This is a genomic window from Bacillus sp. BS1807G30 (genome assembly GCF_040047675.1).
GTDB lineage: Bacteria > Bacillota > Bacilli > Bacillales > Bacillaceae > Bacillus > Bacillus altitudinis.
In genome coordinates this window covers 2,953,896-2,977,106 of sequence record NZ_CP157353.1, presented here as the reverse complement: position 1 = coordinate 2,977,106, position 23,211 = coordinate 2,953,896, and the positions used below count along the sequence as shown (strand labels likewise).

Annotated in this window: 19 protein-coding genes; 15 read left to right on the top strand and 4 right to left on the bottom strand. The window is 41.9% G+C overall.

What is annotated here, in order from left to right:
- The first annotated feature begins 123 nt into the window (after positions 1-123).
- Positions 124-1,533, top strand: a complete 1,410-nt coding sequence (locus ABG082_RS15440) for an amino acid permease (protein ID WP_348936232.1) — start codon at positions 124-126, stop codon at positions 1,531-1,533.
- Positions 1,534-1,570: 37 nt separating this feature from the next.
- On the opposite strand, the gene ABG082_RS15435 is transcribed toward ABG082_RS15440, so the two are convergent.
- Complete coding sequence (locus ABG082_RS15435; protein WP_348936231.1) at positions 1,571-2,509, bottom strand: ABC transporter substrate-binding protein; 939 nt, start codon at positions 2,507-2,509, stop codon at positions 1,571-1,573.
- A 259-nt stretch (positions 2,510-2,768) separates the two neighbouring features.
- Here ABG082_RS15435 and ABG082_RS15430 point away from each other — a divergent pair, with 259 nt between their 5' ends.
- From ABG082_RS15430 to ABG082_RS15365, 14 genes are all read left to right on the top strand, one after another.
- Entirely contained in the window at positions 2,769-3,821 is a 1,053-nt protein-coding gene (locus ABG082_RS15430; RefSeq protein WP_017368049.1) for an iron ABC transporter permease, read from the top strand.
- Positions 3,822-4,844, top strand: coding sequence for an iron ABC transporter permease (locus ABG082_RS15425; RefSeq protein WP_007500263.1), 1,023 nt, complete (start codon positions 3,822-3,824; stop codon positions 4,842-4,844).
- 21 nt (positions 4,845-4,865) lie between these two features.
- Positions 4,866-5,681 (top strand): ABC transporter ATP-binding protein, encoded by an 816-nt coding sequence (locus tag ABG082_RS15420; RefSeq protein ID WP_017368048.1) that lies wholly within the window; start codon positions 4,866-4,868, stop codon positions 5,679-5,681.
- Between the two features lie 179 nt (positions 5,682-5,860).
- Positions 5,861-6,583, top strand: a complete 723-nt coding sequence (locus ABG082_RS15415) for a response regulator transcription factor (RefSeq protein ID WP_057079089.1) — start codon at positions 5,861-5,863, stop codon at positions 6,581-6,583.
- Positions 6,584-6,586: 3 nt separating this feature from the next.
- The gene (locus ABG082_RS15410; protein ID WP_113746993.1) at positions 6,587-8,341 is read left to right on the top strand and encodes a HAMP domain-containing sensor histidine kinase; all 1,755 of its coding nucleotides are present in this window, start codon (positions 6,587-6,589) and stop codon (positions 8,339-8,341) included.
- Between the two features lie 136 nt (positions 8,342-8,477).
- Positions 8,478-9,914: a glucuronate isomerase gene (gene uxaC / locus ABG082_RS15405; RefSeq protein ID WP_348936230.1), complete on the top strand. Its 1,437-nt coding sequence runs from the start codon at positions 8,478-8,480 to the stop codon at positions 9,912-9,914.
- 67 nt (positions 9,915-9,981) lie between these two features.
- Positions 9,982-10,992, top strand: a complete 1,011-nt coding sequence (locus tag ABG082_RS15400; RefSeq protein WP_336297113.1) for a LacI family DNA-binding transcriptional regulator — start codon at positions 9,982-9,984, stop codon at positions 10,990-10,992.
- Positions 10,993-11,050: 58 nt separating this feature from the next.
- Positions 11,051-12,502 carry a tagaturonate reductase gene (locus tag ABG082_RS15395; RefSeq protein ID WP_348936229.1) on the top strand — a complete coding sequence of 484 codons (1,452 nt, stop codon included), beginning with the start codon at positions 11,051-11,053 and terminating at the stop codon, positions 12,500-12,502.
- Complete coding sequence (locus tag ABG082_RS15390) at positions 12,499-13,992, top strand: altronate dehydratase family protein (protein ID WP_048003208.1); 1,494 nt, start codon at positions 12,499-12,501, stop codon at positions 13,990-13,992. The genes ABG082_RS15395 and ABG082_RS15390 overlap by 4 nt, the downstream gene beginning before the upstream one ends.
- Positions 13,993-14,012: 20 nt before the next feature.
- Complete coding sequence (locus tag ABG082_RS15385) at positions 14,013-15,404, top strand: glycoside hydrolase family 28 protein (protein WP_048003207.1); 1,392 nt, start codon at positions 14,013-14,015, stop codon at positions 15,402-15,404.
- Between the two features lie 170 nt (positions 15,405-15,574).
- Entirely contained in the window at positions 15,575-16,525 is a 951-nt protein-coding gene (locus tag ABG082_RS15380; protein ID WP_348936228.1) for an ABC transporter substrate-binding protein, read from the top strand.
- Positions 16,491-17,549 carry an iron ABC transporter permease gene (locus ABG082_RS15375; RefSeq protein ID WP_348936227.1) on the top strand — a complete coding sequence of 353 codons (1,059 nt, stop codon included), beginning with the start codon at positions 16,491-16,493 and terminating at the stop codon, positions 17,547-17,549. The genes ABG082_RS15380 and ABG082_RS15375 overlap by 35 nt, the downstream gene beginning before the upstream one ends.
- Entirely contained in the window at positions 17,546-18,832 is a 1,287-nt protein-coding gene (locus ABG082_RS15370) for a heme ABC transporter ATP-binding protein (RefSeq protein WP_202734227.1), read from the top strand. The genes ABG082_RS15375 and ABG082_RS15370 overlap by 4 nt, the downstream gene beginning before the upstream one ends.
- A gap of 133 nt (positions 18,833-18,965) precedes the next feature.
- Complete coding sequence (locus tag ABG082_RS15365; protein ID WP_272511108.1) at positions 18,966-19,535, top strand: cob(I)yrinic acid a,c-diamide adenosyltransferase; 570 nt, start codon at positions 18,966-18,968, stop codon at positions 19,533-19,535.
- Between the two features lie 90 nt (positions 19,536-19,625).
- Here the strand turns inward: ABG082_RS15365 and ABG082_RS15360 are convergent, their stop codons facing one another.
- The 3 genes from ABG082_RS15360 to ABG082_RS15350 form a co-directional block, all read right to left on the bottom strand.
- Complete coding sequence (locus ABG082_RS15360; RefSeq protein WP_348936226.1) at positions 19,626-20,675, bottom strand: NAD(P)/FAD-dependent oxidoreductase; 1,050 nt, start codon at positions 20,673-20,675, stop codon at positions 19,626-19,628.
- A 93-nt stretch (positions 20,676-20,768) separates the two neighbouring features.
- On the bottom strand, positions 20,769-21,755 hold the full coding sequence (locus ABG082_RS15355) for an ABC transporter substrate-binding protein (RefSeq protein ID WP_249670062.1): 987 nt from the start codon (positions 21,753-21,755) through the stop codon (positions 20,769-20,771).
- Between the two features lie 41 nt (positions 21,756-21,796).
- Entirely contained in the window at positions 21,797-23,101 is a 1,305-nt protein-coding gene (locus ABG082_RS15350; RefSeq protein ID WP_249670063.1) for an NtaA/DmoA family FMN-dependent monooxygenase, read from the bottom strand.
- Positions 23,102-23,211 lie beyond the last annotated feature (110 nt).

Here is a 23,211-nt window from a genome sequence, read left to right as displayed (position 1 = left end):
AAGGGTATGCTGGTAAGAAAGTGACCCAACATGAACATAAAGAATGCAAGTCATTGCTTCACAAATATATCAATGAAGATACTGCCGGGTCTGGTCCAAAGTGAATATAACGGAGGTACGAAAATGGAACAGACAAAAAAATGGGGTTTTTGGTTATTGACGGCTTTTGTCGTCGGAAATATGGTAGGTTCAGGTATCTTTATGCTGCCTAGTACACTTGCCCAGCATGCAAGTCCTTTAGGTGTGACGATGGCATGGCTTGTCACAGGTGGCGGCGTACTGATGATTGCCTTTGTGTTTGGACATTTGTCCATTCATAAACCGCAGCTGACAGCTGGACCACAAAGCTATGCAAGAGCGCTTTTTAAAGATCCGAAAAAAGGAAAAGCAGCCGGTTTTACAATGGTTTGGGGATATTGGGTGGCAAGCTGGATTAGTAATGTCGCCATTATCACAAGCCTAGCTGGTTATTTAACAACCTTTTTCCCAATTTTAACCGTGAAAACGGGGGTCTTTACTTTTGGAAAAGAAGCGATCACACTTGGTCAGCTCACAACGTTTATCGTATGTACAATCCTTCTATGGGGGACTCATACGATTTTAATTACAAGCTTAAGCGCAGCAAGTAAGCTGAATTTTATTACGACCTTTTCAAAGGTGCTTGGATTCGTCCTTTTTATTGTCGCAGGCTTATTTGCATTCCAAACAGCATTATTTGAACATTATTACTTCCCTGTTGAAGCAGCAAGTGGTGAAGGAGTGCTCGGACTTGGAGGCCAAATTCATCATGCAGCCATTTCCACACTATGGGCATTTATCGGCATCGAATCTGCTGTCATTTTATCAGGAAGAGCCTCCTCGCAGCGTGATGTCAAACGTGCGACGATTACAGGACTTTTAATTGCACTGTCTATTTATATGATTATTACCTTGATTACAATGGGCGTTCTGCCGCATGATCAATTGCAAGGTTCTGATAAACCATTCGTAGACGTGCTTCAGCTCATTATCGGACCGGCTGGCGGAATTGTCATGGCACTTCTTGCGATCATTTGTTTATTTGGTTCGATGCTTGGCTGGATTTTGCTTGGTTCTGAAGTCCCTTATCAAGCAGCAAAAGCTGGCGATTTCCCAGCAGTGTTTGCAAAAACAAACAAAAAAGGCAGTCCTGTTTTTGCTTTGACTGTCACAAATATCATGTCTCAGCTGTTTATTTTCTCAGTCATGTCACGTACGATTAATGAAGCCTTTACTTTCTTAACAACATCAGCGACACTTGCGTATCTCATTCCGTATATCGTGTCGTCGATCTACAGCTTTAAGGTCATCATGCAAGGTGACACATATGAGCTCCAAAAAGGAAATCGGACAAGAGACGGGATCATTGCGCTTGTGGCCATGGGGTATTCCGCTTGGGTCATTATTTCAGGCACAGCTGATTTAAAAACATTTGGTCTTGGTATTGGATTGTTCTTAGTTGGCATTTTACTATACCCATTCATGTCCAAAAAATTTGCCAAAGGTACAGTTTAAGAAATACGTTTCTCCAGCATTGGAGAAACGTATTTTTTTATGTGGCAGATGTTAATCGATCCACAATAAATTCGAGCTGACCTTCTAGTGACACAGGGTCATTAAAGAAGTAACCGACTGTATCTGTTTCAAATACGCGTTTGTTTTGGACAGCAGGAAGTGATGCCCAGATGCTGCTTTTATACACTTGATCGCCATTACTTTTTGAACCGCTCCATGGGCTTGTGAAAATATAATCACCTGCAAATTCTGGAAGCTTTTCAAGAGAAATGTTTGCATAACCGACACCACTGTCGATGGCTTCTTTTTGGACGGCCTTCGGAGCTTTTAATTTCAGCTCGTCATAAATGATTTCACCACCGCGTGCAAAAGTGTTACCGAAAATGTAAATGCCCTTATCGAATGGTGATACGATCGAAACGGTTTTGTTTCCTACAGCTTTTGTTACTTTTGGTTTCACTTCAGCAATTTTGGCATCCCATTTTGTGATCCAATCCGTTGCTTTTTTTGATGTGCCTGTCATTTTACCGAATTCTTTTAGCTGGTCTTTAAAGGAATATTGATTGTATTGAATGGCAACTGTAGGTGCAATTTTTTTGTATTGATCAAATTTCTCATCTTCTCCCCAAGCAATGATCATATCCGGCTTCAAAGAGGCTACTTTCTCAACAGAGGGAGATTTTCCGAGATTTTTCACTCCATCTGTTTTCCCTTTATAGAAAGGGTTTTTAAAGATGGGCGCAGTGGCAGCAATTGGGGTTTTACCGAGTGTGACGAGATCCCCGTAATAGCTTTCCGCCAGAAGCACAATTCGTTGTGGGTTTTGAGGCAGTTTCACTTCACCCTTTACATCTTGATAGGTGATCGTGTCATTTTTTTTGGCTCCCGATTCTTTATTGGAAGTGCTGCCGCAAGCAGCAGTAAAAATCATAAGGGTCATGAAGGAAATCAAAAGAAGTCCAGTTCGTTTTTTCACAAAAGTTCGCTCCTATTCAATTGTTTATGATAATGATTCTCATTCGCGATTATATCTTAACATGATAGAAGAAAAAATGCATCGGCTATTTTATGACCAAAATGAAAATGGTGAAATTCTCCCGGTTTTTTGATGAAAATAAAGAAATTTATCAGAACAAGGATTTCAAAACGTGAAGAAAGTGATATACTAGACTCCGAGATTGATAATCATTATCACTAATAACGAATAGATATGAACGGAAAGGAAGAGACTGGTTTTGGGCTCACAATCGAATAAACAGCTGTCAGCTAAAGATGATGCGATAGATATTGTGACAAAGCCTTTTGGTACAGCAGCTGTTGTCATCATAGGAATCATTGCTTTAGCATTCGGTCTTTTTTTATCAGTATCGCTAGGAGCGGCAAACATTCATTTACACACGGTATGGGAAGCCGTCTTTCATTTTGACTCACAACAAACCTCACATCAAATCATTAGGGAACTGAGGCTGCCGCGTACAGTTGGTGCCGCACTTGTCGGTGCCTTTTTAGCAGTATCGGGTGCCATCATGCAAGGCATGACAAGAAATGCGCTTGCGTCTCCTGAAATCATGGGTGTGACAAATGGCTCTGCATTTGCGATTGCCATTGCGTTTGCTTTTTTCCCAGGCCAATCTTCTTTTACATTAATTCTTTGGTCATTTTTGGGTGCCGCACTCGGTGCTTCTATTGTATTTGGGGTTGGAACCCTTTCAAAAGGGGGGCTTACTCCTGTAAAACTCGCATTAGCCGGTACGGCTGTTGGCGCACTTTTAAGCTCAATTTCCTCAGCGATTGCCATTCGATTTGACGTCGCGCAAGATATGAGTTTTTGGTACGCAGGCGGTGTGGCTGGGGTAAATTGGAGCAATATTAAGATCATCATTCCAGTTGCGGTTGTAGGACTGATCATCGCTATGGTTCTTGCCCGCTCCATCACGGTTTTAAGCTTGGGCGATGAATTAGCAAAAGGGCTTGGACAATATACACGAACAGTCAAGGTACTTGGCATATTGGTCGTGATCCTTTTAACAGGTGCAGCCGTGTCAGTTGCAGGTTCTATTGGCTTTATCGGGCTTGTGATTCCTCATGTTACGCGTTTCTTGGTCGGCGTTGACTATCGCTGGATTATACCTTGCTCAGCTATTTTAGGGGCTATTTTGCTCATTTATGCAGACATTGCGGCAAGGCTTGTCAATGCGCCGTTTGAAACGCCAGTTGGTGCCATTACAGCCATTATAGGCGTTCCTTTCTTCTTATATTTAGCGAGACGTGAAAGGAGCGGAATTTAAATGGAAATGGTGCAGCAGGCAAAGAAAAAGAAATACAAACGAACGATGGTCATGATCTTTTTAGCCATCGTGGCTGTGTTCCTGATTAGTTTAAATACCGGAGAGATAAGGATTTCTCCGATGGATACATTCAAAACATTTTTTGGACTCGGAAGTGAAATGGATGAGCTTGTATTATTCGAGTTCAGACTACCAAGGATGGTCATCGCTTTACTTGTTGGCGCTTCTATCGCTGTATCAGGAGCCATTTGGCAAGGTGTTTCTCAAAATGGTTTAGCTGATCCCGGCATTCTAGGTGTAAATGCGGGTGCAGGTTTTGCGGTTGTTTTGTTTATCTTTGCCTTTCAGGGCTCGATGTCGAACTTAGGTGATTTTACGATATTTGTACTGCCGCTTTTCGCTTTCGCAGGGGCAGCCTTTGCTGCATTTCTCATTTATGTGCTAGCGTGGAAAAAGGGCATTACGCCTGTTCGATTGATTTTAACTGGTATTGGGATCAATGCTGCATTTTCGGCAGCGATTGTGGTCATTCAATTAAAGATGAGCCCAAATGATTTTAACCAAGCCATTGTGTGGCTGTCAGGAAGTATTTGGGGCTCAAGCTGGACATATGTCTTATCAGTCGTGCCATGGATGCTGATTTTTCTTGTATTAGCGATGGTGAGGGCACGCTACTTAAATATCATGAATTTGGGTGACCAGATATCTTATGGTTTAGGGATTTCAGTTCATAAAGAAAGAAGTTTTCTCATGCTGATTGCAGTTGCATTAGCCGGTGCAAGTGTCGCTGTTGCAGGGAGTATATCGTTCCTAGGGTTAGCGGCACCACACCTCGCAAGAAAGCTAGTTGGACCGAAACATCAAGGAATGATACCGGCGTCCGCTATGATTGGTGCACTGCTGTTATTACTTGCAGATACACTTGGGCGTGTCATACTTGCTCCATCAGAGGTGCCCGTTGGACTTGTCGTTTCTGCTTTAGGCGCACCTTACTTCATTTACTTATTGATGAAAACGAACTAATGAGGAAGGAGAGTACAACAGATGAAATCACTTGAAACAGAAAAGCTTTGTATTGGCTATCATGACCGTTTGATTGTAGACGATTTAAATATCAGCATCCCAAAAGGCAAGGTGACCACATTAATTGGGCCGAATGGGTGCGGGAAGTCAACGATTTTAAAAACAATGTCTCGTATTATGAAGTCCCATCAAGGTGCTGTTTATTTAAATGGCCAGGCTATCCATCAAACACCAACAAAAGAAATTTCAAAACAAATGGCTATCTTACCGCAGACGCCTGAAGCCCCAAGTGGTCTGACCGTTTATGAGCTTGTGTCATATGGACGTTTCCCACATCAAAATGGATTTGGCCGCTTATCAAATGAGGACAAACGAATCATCAGATGGGCACTTGAGGAGACGGGAATGATTGCATTTCATGACCGGCCAATTGAAGCACTCTCCGGTGGACAGCGTCAGCGGGTATGGATTGCGATGGCACTCGCTCAGGAAACAGAGCTGCTTTTATTAGACGAACCAACGACGTATTTAGATCTTGCTCATCAGCTGGAGATCCTTCAGCTATTAGAACGCTTAAACAGAGAGCAGGGCAGAACGGTGCTGATGGTGATTCATGACCTCAATCATGCTGCACGCTTTTCACATTACATGATTGCCCTCAATCAAGGGAAAGTCATTAAAGATGGTACGCCTCATGAAGTCATGACAAAAGAGGTGCTCAGTCAGGTGTTCCACATCGATGCAGAAATTGTTCTTGATCCGAGAACGAATAAGCCGATCTGTTTAACATATGACTTAATGAATCATGAAAGAAAGCTTGAAGCTGTGAACGGATAATAGATGGACAAAAACTCGGTATGTATGACCGGGTTTTTTTTTGCATTTTTTGATATTACCTTGTTATGCCATTTTCTCCAGTCGATCTTTTTTCGCTTTTATGTAGAAAAGAGGTACTTTTTTACTTTGGACAATGGTAATATACGGTTAGAGATCATAGCTAGAAAGGAAAGAGATGCGTGGAAACAGCAAAAATATTGATTGCAGATGACGAAGAAGCAATTGTAAAAATGGTTGAACGCGTATTAAAAAAAGAAGGGTTTCAACATATTTATAAAGCCTATCATGCAGATGAAGCATTAGATATTGTCAAAAACGAGGACATCCACCTCTTACTTCTAGATGTGATGATGCCCGGTAAGTCTGGCTTTGATGTTCTGCCTGACATCAGGAAAATGACGAAGGCACCGATTTTCTATTTAACAGCAAGAACGTCTGATGTAGACAAATTGACTGGATTTGCACAAGGTGCAGACGATTACATCACAAAGCCATTTAATCCGTTAGAGCTAGTAGCTAGAATTAAGGCGCACTTAAACCGAACTTATATCTCCTTACAGGAGGAGCAGGAAGAAGCTCACAGTCAATATGAATATGCTCATTTCTCGTACCATCCTCATGCAGCCGAATTGAAAGTAAGGGGAAAGGTGACGGCTTGCTCAGCGCAGCTTTTGTCCTTGCTGAAGTATTTTTGTGACCATCCGAATGTGGTACTTTCAAAAGATCAAATCTATGAGAAAGTATGGGGTGTTCCGTCATATGGTGACAACAACACCGTCATGGTTCATATCCGAAAGCTGAGAGAAAAAATAGAGTTAGATCCAAGTCAGCCTGAATATATTGTGACGATCCGTGGTATGGGCTATAAGTTCGTTCCACAGCCTGTGAAGGTTCTTCAATAGTTTATGAATTTACGAACAAAACTTTTCTTTCACTTTGTCGGACAAATGTTTATTGTCATCGTTATTCTGACGATCGGACAAACATTCTCTGAAAATCTTTATTTTCAAAAACGCTATGAGAATATGACTGAAACTGGTTTAACGAAGGCAGATGGAGATACACTCATGAGCTGGCTTTATTTTAACGAGGATGGAAAAATGGAAGCCGATGATCAGCTCAAACAAGCAGTGAAAAAACGTGATGGCTGGCTGCAAGTGATTGATTCCAAAAAACACAACGTCTATAGCTATCAACTCCCTAAAAACATTCCAACATCTTATCAAAAGGATGAAATGATCAAGATCTTTGAAAAAAGGCAATTTAAAGATTACAAGATGTACTTTTGGCCAATTGAGATTGATCAAGAAAGCTTTATCGTCTTATATGGATTTAAAACGAACAGTACAAAGGTAGCCAATTATCTCAAGCAGCATGAGAAAAATCTGGCTGCATTGTCTCAATATTCAGTTGAAACAAGAGAATTTTTGAAAAGAATGAATGGATCGGTGCATCTGTTTAATGAAGAAGGAAAATACTTAAAAGGTATCCGAGCCAAAAGTAATTTGAAAAATAACGTAACGGATGTTGAACTGCTCAAGTATCAATCGAAGCCTTGGGAGTTTAGAAGTGACCTGTCTTATATCAGAGTGAATAAAGATCTGTATATGATTGTTTCGGTGCCAAACAAAGTATACAGCCCAGACGAGCTTTATGATAAAGAGACAGAGGCTTTAAACCAATATACAACGCTTTTGATTGCAGGTCTTGCGCTTACGATTATTATCGTTATGACATTATGGTACTCGTATCGCTATGGGCTACCGATCTATCACATTATCCGCTGGCTGATTTTCTTATCAAGAAATAAATTGCAGGAGCCAACAAATAGAAAAGGTATTCCAGTAAGTAAAAATAAAAAGGGCCGTATTAAGCGGGAGTACCGGCTGTTTGAGGATATCCTCAAAACAATGGATCAGCTCACCAATACGTTAAAAGAGAATGAAGCAAACCGAAGAAAAATTCAAACCACAAGGGAAGAATGGATCGCAGGGCTGTCTCATGATCTAAAAACGCCTCTTAGCACGATTTACGGCTATGGATTAATGCTAGAATCAGATCAATACCAATGGTCCAAGGAAGAAGTCATGGAAATGGGACAAGTCATTCGTGAGAAATCAGAATACATGTCGACCTTGATTGAGGATTTAAACCTCACGTATCGATTGAAAAATGGTGCATTGCCTATTAATCGAAAACCTGTTGAGCTTGGTGAATTTTTAGCCTCCATTATGGACGAGTTTTCAAGAAGCACGCTTTCTGAAGATTATATGTCATCCTTTGAAGACCAAACAGAGGGTGTCATGTTTGAGATCGATAAAGCCTGGTTTAGACGAGTCATTGAGAACCTGCTGGCGAACGCAGTGAAGCATAACCAGAAAGGTACTCTTATTCAAGCTGTTCTATCTGAAACAAATGATGAAGTTCGGATCGAAATGAAAGATAACGGACGCGGAATGGCGCAAGAAACGGTGGATCATTTATTTAATCGTTACTATAGAGGGACAAATACGAATGATCCAACAAATGGAACAGGATTAGGACTTGCGATTGCAAAAGAGCTTGTCTTACTGCACGATGGCGATATTCAAGTAGAAAGTGAATTAGGTCAAGGAACAACTATTGCGATTATCCTAAAGAAAACACCATCTGTAAAATAGCCAAAAAACGATTTTCTTTTCTAAAGGAAATCGTTTTTTCTTGTTTTAGGATTGAAATCGATTTTGTAAACGATTACAATAAAATTGTTAACGTGAACAAATTGATTTTCATCATTATAAGAGATGGGGGAGTTTGATGAAAGCCTTTTTAGATGAACAGTTTTTATTAAACAGTCAAACGGCAGAAAAACTATACCATGAGTTTGCAAAGAACCTTCCGATTATTGATTACCATTGTCATTTAAGTCCAAAAGAAATCTATGAAAATAAAACGTTCCAAAATATAACCGAAGCATGGCTTTACGGAGATCATTACAAATGGCGAGCCATGAGAGCAAATGGGATACCTGAAACACATATCACAGGGGATGCCTCAGATTATGAGAAATTTTTAGCATGGGCGAAAACTGTTCCGATGACGATTGGAAATCCTCTCTATCACTGGACCCATCTAGAGCTAAGACGATATTTTGATGTCGAAGAACTTTTGAATGAAGAAAGCGCAGACATCATCTGGAAAAAAGTAAATGAAAAGTTGCAAGGAGACGGATTTGGTGCGAGAGATTTCATTGTGAAATCAAATGTTGAAACGGTTGTGACGACAGACGATCCGGTTGATTCGCTGATTTATCACCAACAACTGCGGGAAGAAGGCTTTTCTGTGCAAGTGCTGCCAGGGTTTCGGCCAGATAAGGCATTAGATATCACAAATGACTTGTTTATCGAGTATGTTCATCAGCTGGCGGAGGTTTCATCTATCCAGATCGAATCCTATCAACTCTTCATAAAAGCACTTCATATGCGAATCGATTTCTTTCATGAACAGGGTTGTTTGATCTCAGATCATGCCATCAATGAAATGACGTACGAAGACACGACGGAAGAAGAAGCTGCGATCATTTTTCATAAAAGGATGTCTGGGCATCCATTGACGGAAAAGGAGAAGGTTCAATTTAAAACGCACACATTCATTGAACTAGGTCAGGCATATGGACAGCGGGGATGGGCGATGCAGCTTCATATCAATGCGCTCAGAAACAACAATTCGAAAATGTTTGAGCGACTTGGACCAGATACCGGATATGATGCAATGAATGATGAAGACATTGCAAAACCTCTTTGCTGCGTATTAGATCGGTTAGAACAAGCACATGCATTGCCAAAAACCATCCTCTATTCCTTGAATCCAAGGGACAATGTGGTGATTTCAACGATAGCTGGAAGTTTTCAAGATGGAAAGACTCCTGGGAAAATGCAGCATGGAACAGCCTGGTGGTTTAATGATACAAAGCAGGGAATGACAGAGCAGATGATGGCACTCTCCAGTATCGGACTGATCAGCCGATTTATTGGGATGCTGACAGATTCACGAAGCTTCCTGTCTTACACAAGACATGAATATTTCCGTAGACTGCTATGTGACATCATTGGAGATTGGGTGGAAAAAGGAGAAGCGCCTAATGATCTCAATTTGCTAGGGGGAATGGTAAAAGGAATCAGCTATGAAAATGCAAAGCAGTATTTTCAATTTGAACGGGCAAATGAGCTACCGCATAAAAGCAAGATGATATGAACAAAAAGCAAGAATATGAAAGCGTTTTTATGATAAGATGATAAAAAATCATAAAAGGCGGAATAGCATGACAGTCACAATCAAAGATATAGCAAAATTGGCAAACGTTTCTCATACCACAGTATCAAGGGCTTTGAATAACAGTCCTTTTATTAAAGAGAAAACAAAACAAAACATATTGTCGATTGCAAAACAGCTGAATTACTCACCGAATGTCCATGCCAGAGGCCTTGTCTCGCAAAAATCATTTACAATTGGTCTGTTTTTTACGAGTTTAACAGAAGGCACATCCTCAAGTTTCTTTGTTGATGCCTTAAAAGGCGTCAACAGTGTGATAACAGAAAACTATCATTTGGTTGTAAGAGGAATTGACGATTTTCATGATTACACAACCATTCATAAACAGCGGTATGATGGTATTTTGCTCATGAGCCAAAGCGAGCATGATGAAGCGTTTATCCATCATGTGAAAAAACAGGGCATTCCCATTATTGTACTGAATCGCCGTGTAGAAAGTAATCAAGTGATGAATATATTAGCGGATGATGGTGAAGGGGCATACCAAGCTGCACACTTTTTCATTCAGCAGGGGCATAAACAAATTGCCATTATTGAAGGGAAAAAGGGATTTAAATCCACACAAGAAAGAAAAGCTGGTTTTTTGCAAGCACTCATTGACCATCATGTACCCATGAAGAAAGAATACATGATCACAGGCGACTATCATATGAAGAGCGGCTATGAATCAATGGAAGCCTTACTCACTCTTGATGATCCGCCAACTGCCCTTTTTTGCTCAAACGATGACATGGCGATTGGTGCGATGAATGCATTGTTTGCAAAAGGTAAAAGGTGTCCTGATGATCTCTCTATTATTGGTTTTGATGATATTTCATTTTCATCTTATACAACGCCTGCCCTTACAACAGTCAAAAAGCCAATTGAAAAAATGTGTGCGCTTGGAGCAGAAGCTATCCTTTCAGTCATCAACGGTGAAAAGCAAGAAGACGATCATCTGGAAAAAGTGTATGTCCACACAGAGCTGATGATTAGAGATTCAGTAAAAAAGGTGCAGTAATCAGCATCTTTTAAATGAAAATGTTCACGTGTGCAAAAAATACGGGGAGGAAAAGCGTTTGAGACGATTATCCAAAGATGTGTACCCAGTGGCTGAATATCCTGAAACCATTCTACAAATTGGCGAAGGGAACTTTATGCGAGGATTTATGAATTGGCAGATCCAGAAGCTAAACGACTGTACAGATTTTAAAGGAAGAGCAGTGGTTGTTCCTCCTCGAAAAGGATCAGTGACTGCTCTAAATGAACAAGATGGTTTGTACACTTTATGTATTCAAGGATTTCATGACCAAAAAGAAATGAACGAACGGATCGTCATTCAATCCATCAGCAGGGGAATCAGCACATATACAGATTATGAAGTCTTTTTACATGTAGCGGAAAGTCCTGATGTGCGCTTTGTCTTTTCTAATACAACAGAGGCAGGACTTGTGTTAAGAAAAGAGGACCGATTAGAAGATCGGCCGCAAGCAAGTTTTCCAGGAAAGCTGACAGCCTTCTTGTATCACCGCTTTAAAGCTTTTTCTGGAGATGAGAAAAAGGGCTTGATCATTTTACCTTGTGAATTGATTGAACAAAACGGTGATCGATTAAGAGAATATGTGATCACAATGGCAGCTAAGTGGAATCTTCCGCCTGATTTTGTGGCTTGGGTCAAGGAAGCCAACACGTTCTGTAATACGTTAGTTGATCGAATTGTCCCAGGATTTTCTCAGGAAGCAGCGGAGACTGTTCAAAAAGAAGAGGGGTATATCGATGAATTGCTTGTCACAGCAGAATATTATCACCTGTTTGTCATTGAAGCACCTGCGTTTGTTCAAAAAGAGCTTCCTTTTCAAGAAGCAGGGTTAAACGTACTTTTTGTGGAAGATATCGCTCCCTATCGTATGAGCAAGGTTCGCATTTTAAACGGTGCGCATACAGCGATGGTGCCGATTGCATATTCATCTGGCTTGGATACTGTCAAAAAAGCGGTGGATGATGAGCATGTTGGTGTGTTCATTCGCCGCATGCTTGAGGAGGAAGTACTGCCAGGTTTGCCACTTCCTGAAGAAGAGCTGCTTCTTTATACACAATCCGTGTGGGATCGATTCTGCAACCCTTTTGTCAAACATCAATTACTTGATATTGCCTTAAATGGTGTATCGAAATTTCGGGCGCGTATTCTCCCGTCTCTTCTAGATTATATAGAGCTAAAAAAACAGTTGCCTACGAAACTTATGTTCTCACTGAGCAGTTTGATTTATTTTTATCAAGTCCATGCAGATCAAATAAAGGATGATGAGTCTGTGATGACATTCATGAAGGAAGCATGGGAGGAAGTGGACCATTCCTATGAATCAATGGTCGATCGACTTCTTTCAAACGAAGTTTTATGGGGGATGGATTTGACGAAGATCGCAGGGCTGAAGGATGCAGTAGCCGAGCAGCTCACCTTCATACATGAAAATGGCATGAGAGCTGCTGTTCACCAAATTCTTCAATATGAAAGTCAGGGGGAGAAGGCATGAGAGACTTTGTTGTGATTCATCCTTCAGATAATGTTGGTATCGCTTTAAAAGTGCTTGAGCAAGGCGAAGAGCTTCAGCACCAAGGTCATACAATCATTTTAAAAGAAACCGTTGCTAAAGGTCATAAATTTGCATTGGCTGAGATCAAAGAAAAAGAGAATATCATCAAATATGGCTACCCCATTGGTCATGCAGCCACTAAGATTTCTGCTGGAGAATGGGTGCATACGCACAATATCAAAACGAATCTATCAGGTAAGCTCGATTACGAATACCGCCCTTCTTTAACAGAAAACCCCTATGAAAAAACGAATCTGACATTCAAAGGGTATAAACGGAAAAATGGCGCAAGTGGTATACGAAATGAGCTTTGGATTGTCCCAACAGTTGGGTGTGTCAATGGCATTGCCGATCAAATCATTCAAATATTTACCGCTGAAATGGGGGGAAGCATCCATCCTTTTGAAACGGCGTTAGTATTAAAGCACAATTATGGATGCTCCCAACTTGGGGATGATCATGAAAACACAAAAACCATTCTTCAAAATGCCGTAAAGCACCCAAATGCTGGAGGGGTTCTCGTTCTAGGGCTTGGCTGTGAAAACAATGACATTGAGGATTTTCAGGCTACATTAGGGGAGTATGACCAGACGAGGGTGAAATTTTTAAGAAGCCAAGAAGTAGGGGATGAGATTGAGACAGGTGTCGCTTTGCTCAAGGAAATTTATGACGCAGCGAAAGAAGATCAGCGTGAAGACATTCCGTTATCTGAGCTGAAAATTGGCTTGAAATGCGGAGGATCAGATGGGTTTTCAGGCATTACCGCAAATCCACTTTTAGGTAGACTGTCCGATTTTATTGTGGCTCAAGGCGGAACCACCGTCTTAACAGAAGTACCGGAAATGTTCGGGGCTGAAACGATCTTAATGGAGAGAGCGGAATCAAAAGCGACATTCGACAATATTGTGCAGATGATCAATGATTTTAAACAATACTTTATGGATCATCGACAGCCAGTATATGAAAATCCTTCCCCGGGAAATAAAGCAGGAGGAATTTCGACATTAGAAGATAAATCTCTCGGCTGTACACAAAAAGCGGGTACTTCCGTTATAAAGGATGTTTTAACATACGGGGAGCTGCTAAAACGAAAAGGATTGAATTTATTAAGTGCGCCTGGGAATGATTTGGTTGCTTCATCTGCTCTCGCAGCGTCTGGCTGTCAGCTCGTCCTCTTTACAACAGGCAGAGGCACACCGTTTGGCACATTTGTTCCAACGATGAAGGTATCGACCAATACCGCGTTATATGAAACAAAAAAACATTGGATAGACTTTAATGCGGGGGAATTGCTTGAGGATGTATCAGAAGATGTGGTGCTAGAGAAGTTCATTGCCACGGTGATTGATGTGGCGAGTGGAAAGCTGTTAAATCATGAAAAAAACAATTTTAGAGAGTTGGCTATTTTTAAAACAGGTGTGACACTTTAAGGCGTCTGGGGGATGAGGAAATGTCTAAAAAACGGAATTTGATGTATGTGACAGCAGGAACAGTACTAACAGGAATTGGACTCGCACGTTTAGCAAAGCAAGGGAAAAAAGACAAAGAAACAGATGGTATAGATCATGTGTTAAAGCAGATAAAAGCGCCAAAGTTCCCAGATCGTGAATTCAATGTCATTCATTATGGTGCAGATAACAAAGGGATAGAGCTTTCGACAAATGCTATTCAGTCTGCCATTGATGATGCACATCGTTTGAAAGGAGGGCGTGTGCTGATTCCTGAAGGGACATTTTTGACAGGCGCTCTAGAATTGAAAAGCAATGTAGAGCTTCATCTTCATGAAAACGCCTATGTGAGCTTCAGCCAAGATACACGTGATTATCTCCCGCTTGTTCTAACAAGATATGAAGGAATTGAGCTTTATAATTATTCACCACTTATTTATGCCCATCATGCAGAAAACATCGCGATTACAGGAGCAGGCACGCTGGACGGGAGAGGGGATGAACACCACTGGTGGCCTTGGAAGTATGGAACAAATGGTCAACCCTCTCAAGATCGGGATCGTCAGCTTCTTTTTGAAATGGCTGAAAAAAGAATACCAGTGGAAGAAAGAGTGTTTGGTGAAGGACATTATTTAAGATCAAGCTTTATCCAGCCATACAATTGCCAAAACATTCTCATTGAAGGAGTAACAGTAAAGGATTCACCGATGTGGCAAGTCCATCCGGTGTTAAGTGAAAACGTCATCGTCCGCGGTGTGAATATCATCGGTCATGGCCCAAATACAGATGGTGTGAATCCAGAGTCGTGCCGACATGTGCTCATTGAAGATTGTTATTTTGATAATGGCGATGATTGTATTGCCATTAAATCGGGCAGAAATGAGGACGGCCGGAGAATCGGTGTTCCATCTGAAAACATCGTCATTCGTAGAAATACGATGCGTGATGGTCATGGCGGAGTAACGATCGGGAGTGAAATCTCTGGAGGCGTCAAGTATGTATATGCAGAGGATAATGTCATGGACAGTCCGAACCTCGACAGGGCATTGCGCATTAAGACCAACTCTGTCAGGGGCGGTACCATTGAACACATCTATTTTAAAAACAATCTAGTGAAAAGCTTAAAGCATGAGGTGGTCTGTATCGACATGATGTATGAGGAAGGGGATGCCGGTCCGCATAGGCCTGTAGTCCGTCATATTGAAGTAGAAGGGCTAAAAAGCAGCGGAGGGCGATATGGTGTCAAGATCGCCGCATACTCACATTCCCCGGTCACACACTTTAAAATGAAAGACTGTGTCATTGACGATGTCACGTACCCTCTTTCATTAGAACATGCAGTATCTCCTTCATTTCAGAAAGTTGTCATTAATGGTGAACATATGAACCAATAGCGGAAGTGAAAACAGCCACGTCAAAGGCTGTTTTTCTTTTATAAGGGCAAAAAAACGTATTGGCCGTCACATATACAACCTATCTGCTCTGTAGTATAATATTCCCGAAATTAGAAAAGAATTGACGAAAGAGATGACGTCAATCAGTACATAAAGCAGGGGGTTTATTGATGAAGAAGTTAACTGGTATTTGGCTATCATTGTTACTTGTGATCGGTGTTTTAGCAGGGTGTGCAGGTGCGGAAACGGACCAAAAAACAAACAGTTCAAAGCCTAAAGAGACAGCGGCTGCCGCATTTCCTGTATCCATTAAAGATGCAGCTGGTAAAACAGTTGAAATCAAAGAACAGCCTAAACGAATTGTTTCGTTAATTCCAAGTAATACAGAGGTTGCCTATGCCCTTGGCCTTGGAAATAAAATCGTGGGTAGATCAGATTTTGACAACTATCCAAAGGAAGTAGAAAAGGTAGAGAAGATTGGCGGTCTTGATTTCAATGTAGAGAAGGTTATTTCCTTAAAGCCTGATCTTGTCTTAGCACATGCATCACAAATGAGCTCAAAAGACGGATTTAAACAGCTTGAAGATGCAGGTATTCAAGTGCTGACTGTCAATGATGCGGCTTCCTTCAAAGATGTTTATAAGTCTATCCATATGATTGGTGAAGCAACCGGCGTAAAAGAGGCATCAACGAAGCTTGTAGATGAGATGAAATCAAAACTGAATGACATCAAAAAACAAGCAGAATCCGTCTCCAAAGACAAACAAAAAACAGTTTTTGTCGAAGTATCAGGTGCGCCTGAAATTTATACAACAGGTAAACAAACGTTTATGGACGAAATGTTGTCTGTCATTCATGCAAAAAATGCTGCTGGCGACCAAACAGGCTGGGTGCAAATGACGGAAGAATCAATTATTAAACGAAATCCTGATGCTATTGTTACGATTGATGGCGCAAGCTTAGCTGATCTGAAAAAAAGAGACGGCTGGAAGGCGATCAAAGCAGTCAAAGAAAAACAAGTCTTTCAATTGAATACGGATCTGGCATCACGACCGGGACCGCGATTGGTTGAAGGAGTGGAGGCTCTTGCGAAAAGTATTTATCCTGACACGTTCAAATAAAATCATCATCGCATACACAGCAAGTGTTTTACTTCTTGTGGTGAGCATTGGAATGGGAATCTCATTTGGTAGTTTAGGGATTCCCATTCCTTCTATACTTCGGATCTTTGTTCATGAAGTATTTGGAATCCAGGTCGGAACCATTGATGCAATTGACCGCAATATTATGATGAATATCCGGCTGCCGAGAGTGATATTAGCGGCGTTAGTCGGAGCAGCTCTGGCGTTATCTGGTGCAGCCTTTCAAGGTTTATTAAAAAATCCTCTCGCTGACCCTTATACACTTGGGGTATCTCAAGGGGCATCTGTGGGGGCTGTAGCCACATTGTTTTTCAGTTTGCAGTTTCCTTTGCTCGGCAGTTTTACACTGCCTTTTTTGAGTATGACAACAGCGCTTGTCACACTATGTCTCGTCCTCTTTTTTGCCCGTCTGGTTCACCGAGGAATGAGCATTTCTTCTTTAATTTTGACGGGGGTCATCTTTAGCTCTTTTTTAGGAGCGCTCATTTCATTAATGATTGCGTTAACAGGTGATGATTTAAAAGAGATTATTCATTGGCTTCTAGGCAGTGTGTCTATGAGAGGCTGGCGATATATTGCTCTTTTCCTTCCTTTTTTCCTCATTGGTACATTTGCATTGATCTTGATGGGAAGAGATTTAAATGTGATGACATATGGCGAAGAAAAGGCAAAACTGTTAGGGGTTCATGTGAAACGGAGCAAATATGTGGTGTTGCTTGCTGGTTCGATTCTGACTGGAAGTGCGGTGGCTGTGTCAGGAACGATCGGATTTGTAGGACTGGTGATTCCGCATTTTATCCGTCTTTTATCCATTACGGATCATCGTCATTTGCTGCCTTTGTCGATGCTGAATGGTGCTTCCTTTCTCGTTTTAGCAGATGTGCTCTCCCGTACGATCATTGAACCGACTGAATTGCCTATTGGCATCATTACAGCGTTAATTGGTGCACCTGTCTTTGGCATCATCCTCATTCGCAGATATAGAGGAGGGACGCATCTATGATTCAAGTGAAGGAAGTTAGAGGAGGATATGGAGAAAAAGAGGTCATTCACGGCGTGAGTTTTGAAGTGGAGCGAGGGGAATTCCTCGGCATCCTTGGTCCAAATGGGAGCGGTAAGACGACACTGCTTAAAATGATCGCAGGTATTTTAGCACCTGAGAGCGGCCAAGTAACACTAGATGGCCATCCAGTTCAATCCTACCGGCCAAAGGCACTTGCGCAAAAATTGGCGGTTCTTCCCCAGAAGACCGATCAAGCCTTTTCATTTACAGTGGAAGAAACGGTCCAGTTTGGGCGTTATCCTTATCAGAAAGGTTGGCTGCAATCTGTTACGAAAGCAGATATCGAGATTGTCAGCAAGGTGATGGACCAAACAGATATTGCTCAATTTAAAGATCAATCCATCCATGAGTTAAGCGGTGGAGAACAGCAGCGGGTTTACTTAGCTCAAGCGCTGGCTCAGTGCCCTGACTATTTATTGCTGGATGAACCAACGAGTTTTCTTGATTTAGCTTATCAAAAAGAGTTACTCGATTTGATTAAACAAGAGACGGTTTCCTCTAACTTAACGGTGATCGGTGTGTTTCATGATGTGAACATTGCCAGTTTGTATTGTGACAGTCTGCTTTTGCTGAATGAAGGAAAGACGGACATGCTGGGAGAACCGCATCATGTGTTGACCACCGAACGGGTGAACCGGGTGTATGAAACAAATGTAACACCTCTCCAACATCCACTGCGGGCAAACCCTCAGCTGGTAATTGAACCTGCGTCCATCTCTGAACATTCAAGGCTGAACTTAGCGGATGGGTGGAAAACATATGGCGCAAACGGAATGACATTTTCTACTCATCAGCCATTGCGCATCCTTTCATCACATGAGAAAAGCGGGGGTTTCTTTTGGACACGGTCCCTTGGAACGGGAACTGAAGCACTCCATGACATGCTGGATGATGAGGAAGGGTACTTATTTCTTGGTCAATCTGATGGGCCGAAGCAATACGCCGCTGAAGATGATGATGAAGATGTCCTTCTTTATGGGATGCATCAAGAAGGAGAGCTGTCCGTTTGGCTTGTGCTGAAAGGAACGATATCAGATGGTGCGTCTGTCCAGCTGATGGGCGAGCTGACGCACTTCATTAAACAAGAGACAAGTATCCAGGTACATCATCTTTGTATCGCTGCTGCCAATGCAGAAGAAAAGGAGCATACTGCTCATTTACATGAAAGAGTCAGACTGAAAGTGAAGCATCTTCTTCATACATTGAATGCCATGAAAAAGTGAACCGGTTGGTTCACTTTTTTGTTTAGGGATTCAGATTTTATATATAAATCACAGTGGTTTTAGTAAAACAAATACATCCTGTTCACTTCAGGGTATACTAAAAGGAACAAGCAATGGATAAGGGGGAACCTCAATGAAACTTTATACAAAAACCGGAGATCAAGGTCAAACAGGCTTGATTGGCGGGCGGGCTGATAAAGATGACGCAAGAGTAGAAGCATACGGTACATTAGATGAGGCGAATAGTTTGATTGGACTTGCCCAGGCAAACTTGAGGCAGCATGGCGAATTGTTTCAAGATATTCTGTCTGAACTGATGGTCATTCAGCATGAACTGTTTGACTGCGGCGGTGATTTAGCAGCGGTGAAACCACCGAAAGAAGGCAAGTTAACAGAAGAATCTGTGACAGTCCTTGAAAAGCGAATGGACGTGTATGTAGAAGAAGCCGCACCGCTGACTAAATTTATTTTACCTGGCGGCCAGGAAGGCGCTGCCCTCTTACATGTGGCGCGAACAGTCGTCAGGAGAGCTGAGCGGCATATTGTGACACTCGCAAAGCAGGAGGAGATTCCAGCAGTTACGCTCACATATGTGAACCGTCTATCCGACTATTTATTTGCTGCAGCCCGTATTGTGAATCATCGGCTTGGTGAAGCAGATGTTGAATATGAACGAAGTGCAGACGTGTTTCGTTCCAAATGAGGAAAAGCACTCTTCAAATGGAAGAGTGCTAAACGTCCTCCTTCTGTAAGTAGAGAAGGAATTCTAAGTCACTTTTGTTCAATGAACACTTTATTTCGTATACAAATGCTTCATCAGCTCTTTATTTTTTTGAATAAATATGTCATTGTGCGAAGATACCATCCCATGAGCACCTGCATCGGGCATTACGTATTGTTTGGCTTGGTTTACCGCATTTGCGGCATCCTGAAAAGCCCCAGCAATCAAATGCAATTTTCCTTCATGATGCAAAATATCGCCTGCTGCATAAATGCCCTGAACTGACGTCTCACTCAGTGGAGTTCCTGCAATCCAATAATCCTTCTGTTCTAGCTTAATGGTACTATTCGCAAGTAATTCTTTGTCTCGCTCGTATCCATGATTGATAATGACTTCATCTGTTGCTAGCTCAAATAAGGCCTCGTCTTGATGATTTTTGAGGACAACCGTTTCAATCCGCTCATGATCGTCTGCTGCAATGAGCTTTTCAATCGAGGTATGAAGCAGACATTGGACAGAGCTGTTTTTCAGGCGCGATATTTCAGCTTCATGTCCTTTCAAGGCATCTTTCCGATAGGTCAAATACACTTGTTTGGCAATTGGCTCCAGCTCATTTGCCCAATCAATGGCTGAATTACCACCTCCTGAGATCAACACGGTTTTATCTTTAAAGCGTTCAAGGGATTTGACCGTATAATGCAAATTTTGAACCTCGAATCGTTCTGCACCCTCAATATCTAATTTAATCGGCTTGAGGATACCTCCTCCAATAGCTAAAATGACAGTTTTGGAGTAATGTTTTTGATTGGAGGCGGTGTGGAGAACAAAGTGACCTGTTTCGTCTTGAGAAATAGAGGTAACCTTTTCTCCGAGTACGACCTTTGGTTCAAAGGTCAGCCCTTGAGCAATAATCTGTTCAATGAGCTGTGAGCCTGGAACAGGCGTTAATCCTCCTATATCCCAGATCATCTTTTCTGGATAAACATGAACCTTTCCCCCGAGGACTGGCTGGAATTCAATCAACTTCGTTTTCATTTCACGCAATCCACTATAAAAGGCGGAAAACAATCCAGCAGGTCCACCGCCAATAATTGTTACATCATATACTTCCATGTCTTTCATCATACACGTCGCCTCGCTTCTTTTGCTTTAAAAATGACGATGGGGCATCGTTTTGGAACAGCCACATGATTTCATAGCTGACTATACGCAGTCTCATTTATTTTCTAATTGCTGCTGCAAAACTTCTAAAAAATGGATGCGGCTATAAGCAGGTCCTCCTTCAAGAAGTGGATTCACTACATTGATATAAACCTGATCCTTTTTAAAGGCGGTCATGTTTTGAATAACAGGATTCTTTTTCATGTCATCAAATGCATGTTGTGCCTCTTGATTTTCATCCGTAGAAAATTGTACAAATAGATAATCCGGATTCATTTCCCCTAGTTGCTCGACAGAGATTGCTTCTTGCGTCTTTGCCAACCTAATCGGTTGAGGAACGGCAAGACCCAATTCGTTATACAAGACAGGATTGAAATACACATCTTCTGGATATACGAAGGCTTGTGCTCCCCGAATTCGAATGATGGCTACTTTTTTATTCTTGAGCTTCTCCTTTAACGAGGCTTTTGCGTCTTTGACATCTGTTTTGTATTGAGTGAGGATTTTGTCTGCTTTCGTCTGTTTCCCTGTTAAATCGGCCATTAGCTCTAAATTAGCCTCCCAATTTGTCGCGATATGGGATATTGGAATGGTCGGAGCAATTTTCTCTAACTTGTTTAGTACGACTTGTTGAAATTTAGAGGAACCTAAAATAACGTCAGGTTTCAATTTTAATATTTTCTCAAAATTCGGCTGCTGTTTTTCACCAATTGATTCGGAATCGCCTGTGATCGAAGCAAATATTTTCGGAAACTTTCCTCCTACTGATATTGCCCCTGTTGGATGAACATCAAGTACAAGTGCATCTTCCATCGCTTCCATCGCCCCAGTAATGACGATTTTTTCGGTTTTTTTCGGGATGGTATACGTTTTCCCAAGATACTCTATTGTTTTCGTAGCAGCATCTCCTGAATCTTCAATTCCGATATTTTTGCTTCCGGAGGCCGTAGTTGATTGCTTAGGTTTGTCTCCGCCACCGCAAGCCGCCATGATCAGCATCAATAAGGAAATGAAGCCGATGATCATTAATTTTTTATTCATCTTTTCAAAACTCCTCTCAAAATGTTTATTGTGGTCGTGCTTTATTTCATCCCCATATGTTCACGCAAGGTGGATCCTGTATATTCACTCCTAAACAAGCCATGTTGGACAAGTAAAGGGACCAATTCGTTAAAAAATAGTTCTAGTGATTGTACTGAGCCCGGAAGTGCAATGAATCCGTCTAAAGCACCTGTTTCAAACCATCTGGTTATTTCTCTCTGTGCATCCTCAGTTGTTCCCACGATTACCCAGTGTGCCGATCCAATGACCTCAGGCCTAGAGAGTAGTTCTCTTACGGTAGGCTGCGTTTGTACAATCAACCTGCGCAGCAAATCAGCATGGGTCTGACTGCGTACCTGCTCATCCAATCCTTGTAGCATATCGGCAGGAACGGGTTGATCTAAAGGGAGATGGCGAATATCGAGACCTAGAATCGATTGAATTGCTGCATAACCTTGTGCAGTGCTTAGATGGGAATGTGCCTCTCTATACATTTCATGCGCCTCGTCACGTGTTTTTCCTAAAAAAAAGTACAAGCCAGGCAGCACACGGATGTCATCCGGCTGGCGGCCATGCTTGCATGCTCTTCTCCTCATGTCTTTCCGTAATTGAATAGCTGAGGCCATATCAGGGGTGGATGCAAACATCGCATCTGCAGTTGAAGCGGCAAAATCACGCCCCTTTTCCGAAGCACCTGCCTGAAACAAAGGAATGGTTCCTGACGGATGGGCCGGCACATTGAGCGGACCCTTAACATGAAAGAAATGCCCCTCATGTTGAATAGAAGAAATTCTCTTCTTGTCAGCAAATTGTCCTGTCGTCCGATTGATGAGTAGCGCCTCGTTTGGGTAGCTCTCCCAAAGCTTGCGTACAACATCCGTAAATTCCATCGCCTTCTTATATCGTTCTTCTGATGATGGCATGGGTGAATGGCTAAAATGATCGGCTCCGTCGATCGAAGTGACAATATTCCAGCCGGCACGTCCATTGCTGATCGAGTGCAAGGATTGAATCTGTCTTGCCACTACATATGGAGGATTGAACGTAGTCGAAGCGGTTGAAACAAGTCCAATTTGATTCGTCTCATGTGCAATCGAAGCAAGTAGAACCGTTGGATCAAGACCTCCAAAGCCAGGAGAGTGATCCAAAGACTCTATGTGGAGGACCAGCGCATCCGGCTTAAAAAGAAAGTCAAGCTTGGCCATCTCTGCTCTCTTTGCAAGCTCGACGTAGAAGTTGGTTGAGAATAAGTGTTCTACCATGCTGTTTGGATGCTGCCAGCCTTTTCCCTTCAGCCAGGTCGCTGACAAGGACAATCCGATACAAAGCTGCCTTTTTTTGTTCACATCATCTGCCTCCCTGTCGTTGCTGAATATCACTCAGCAATAATTGATATTGATAATCATTATCATCGAATAGTATAGCAAGGACCTCGTGAAATGCGAATGCACAAATA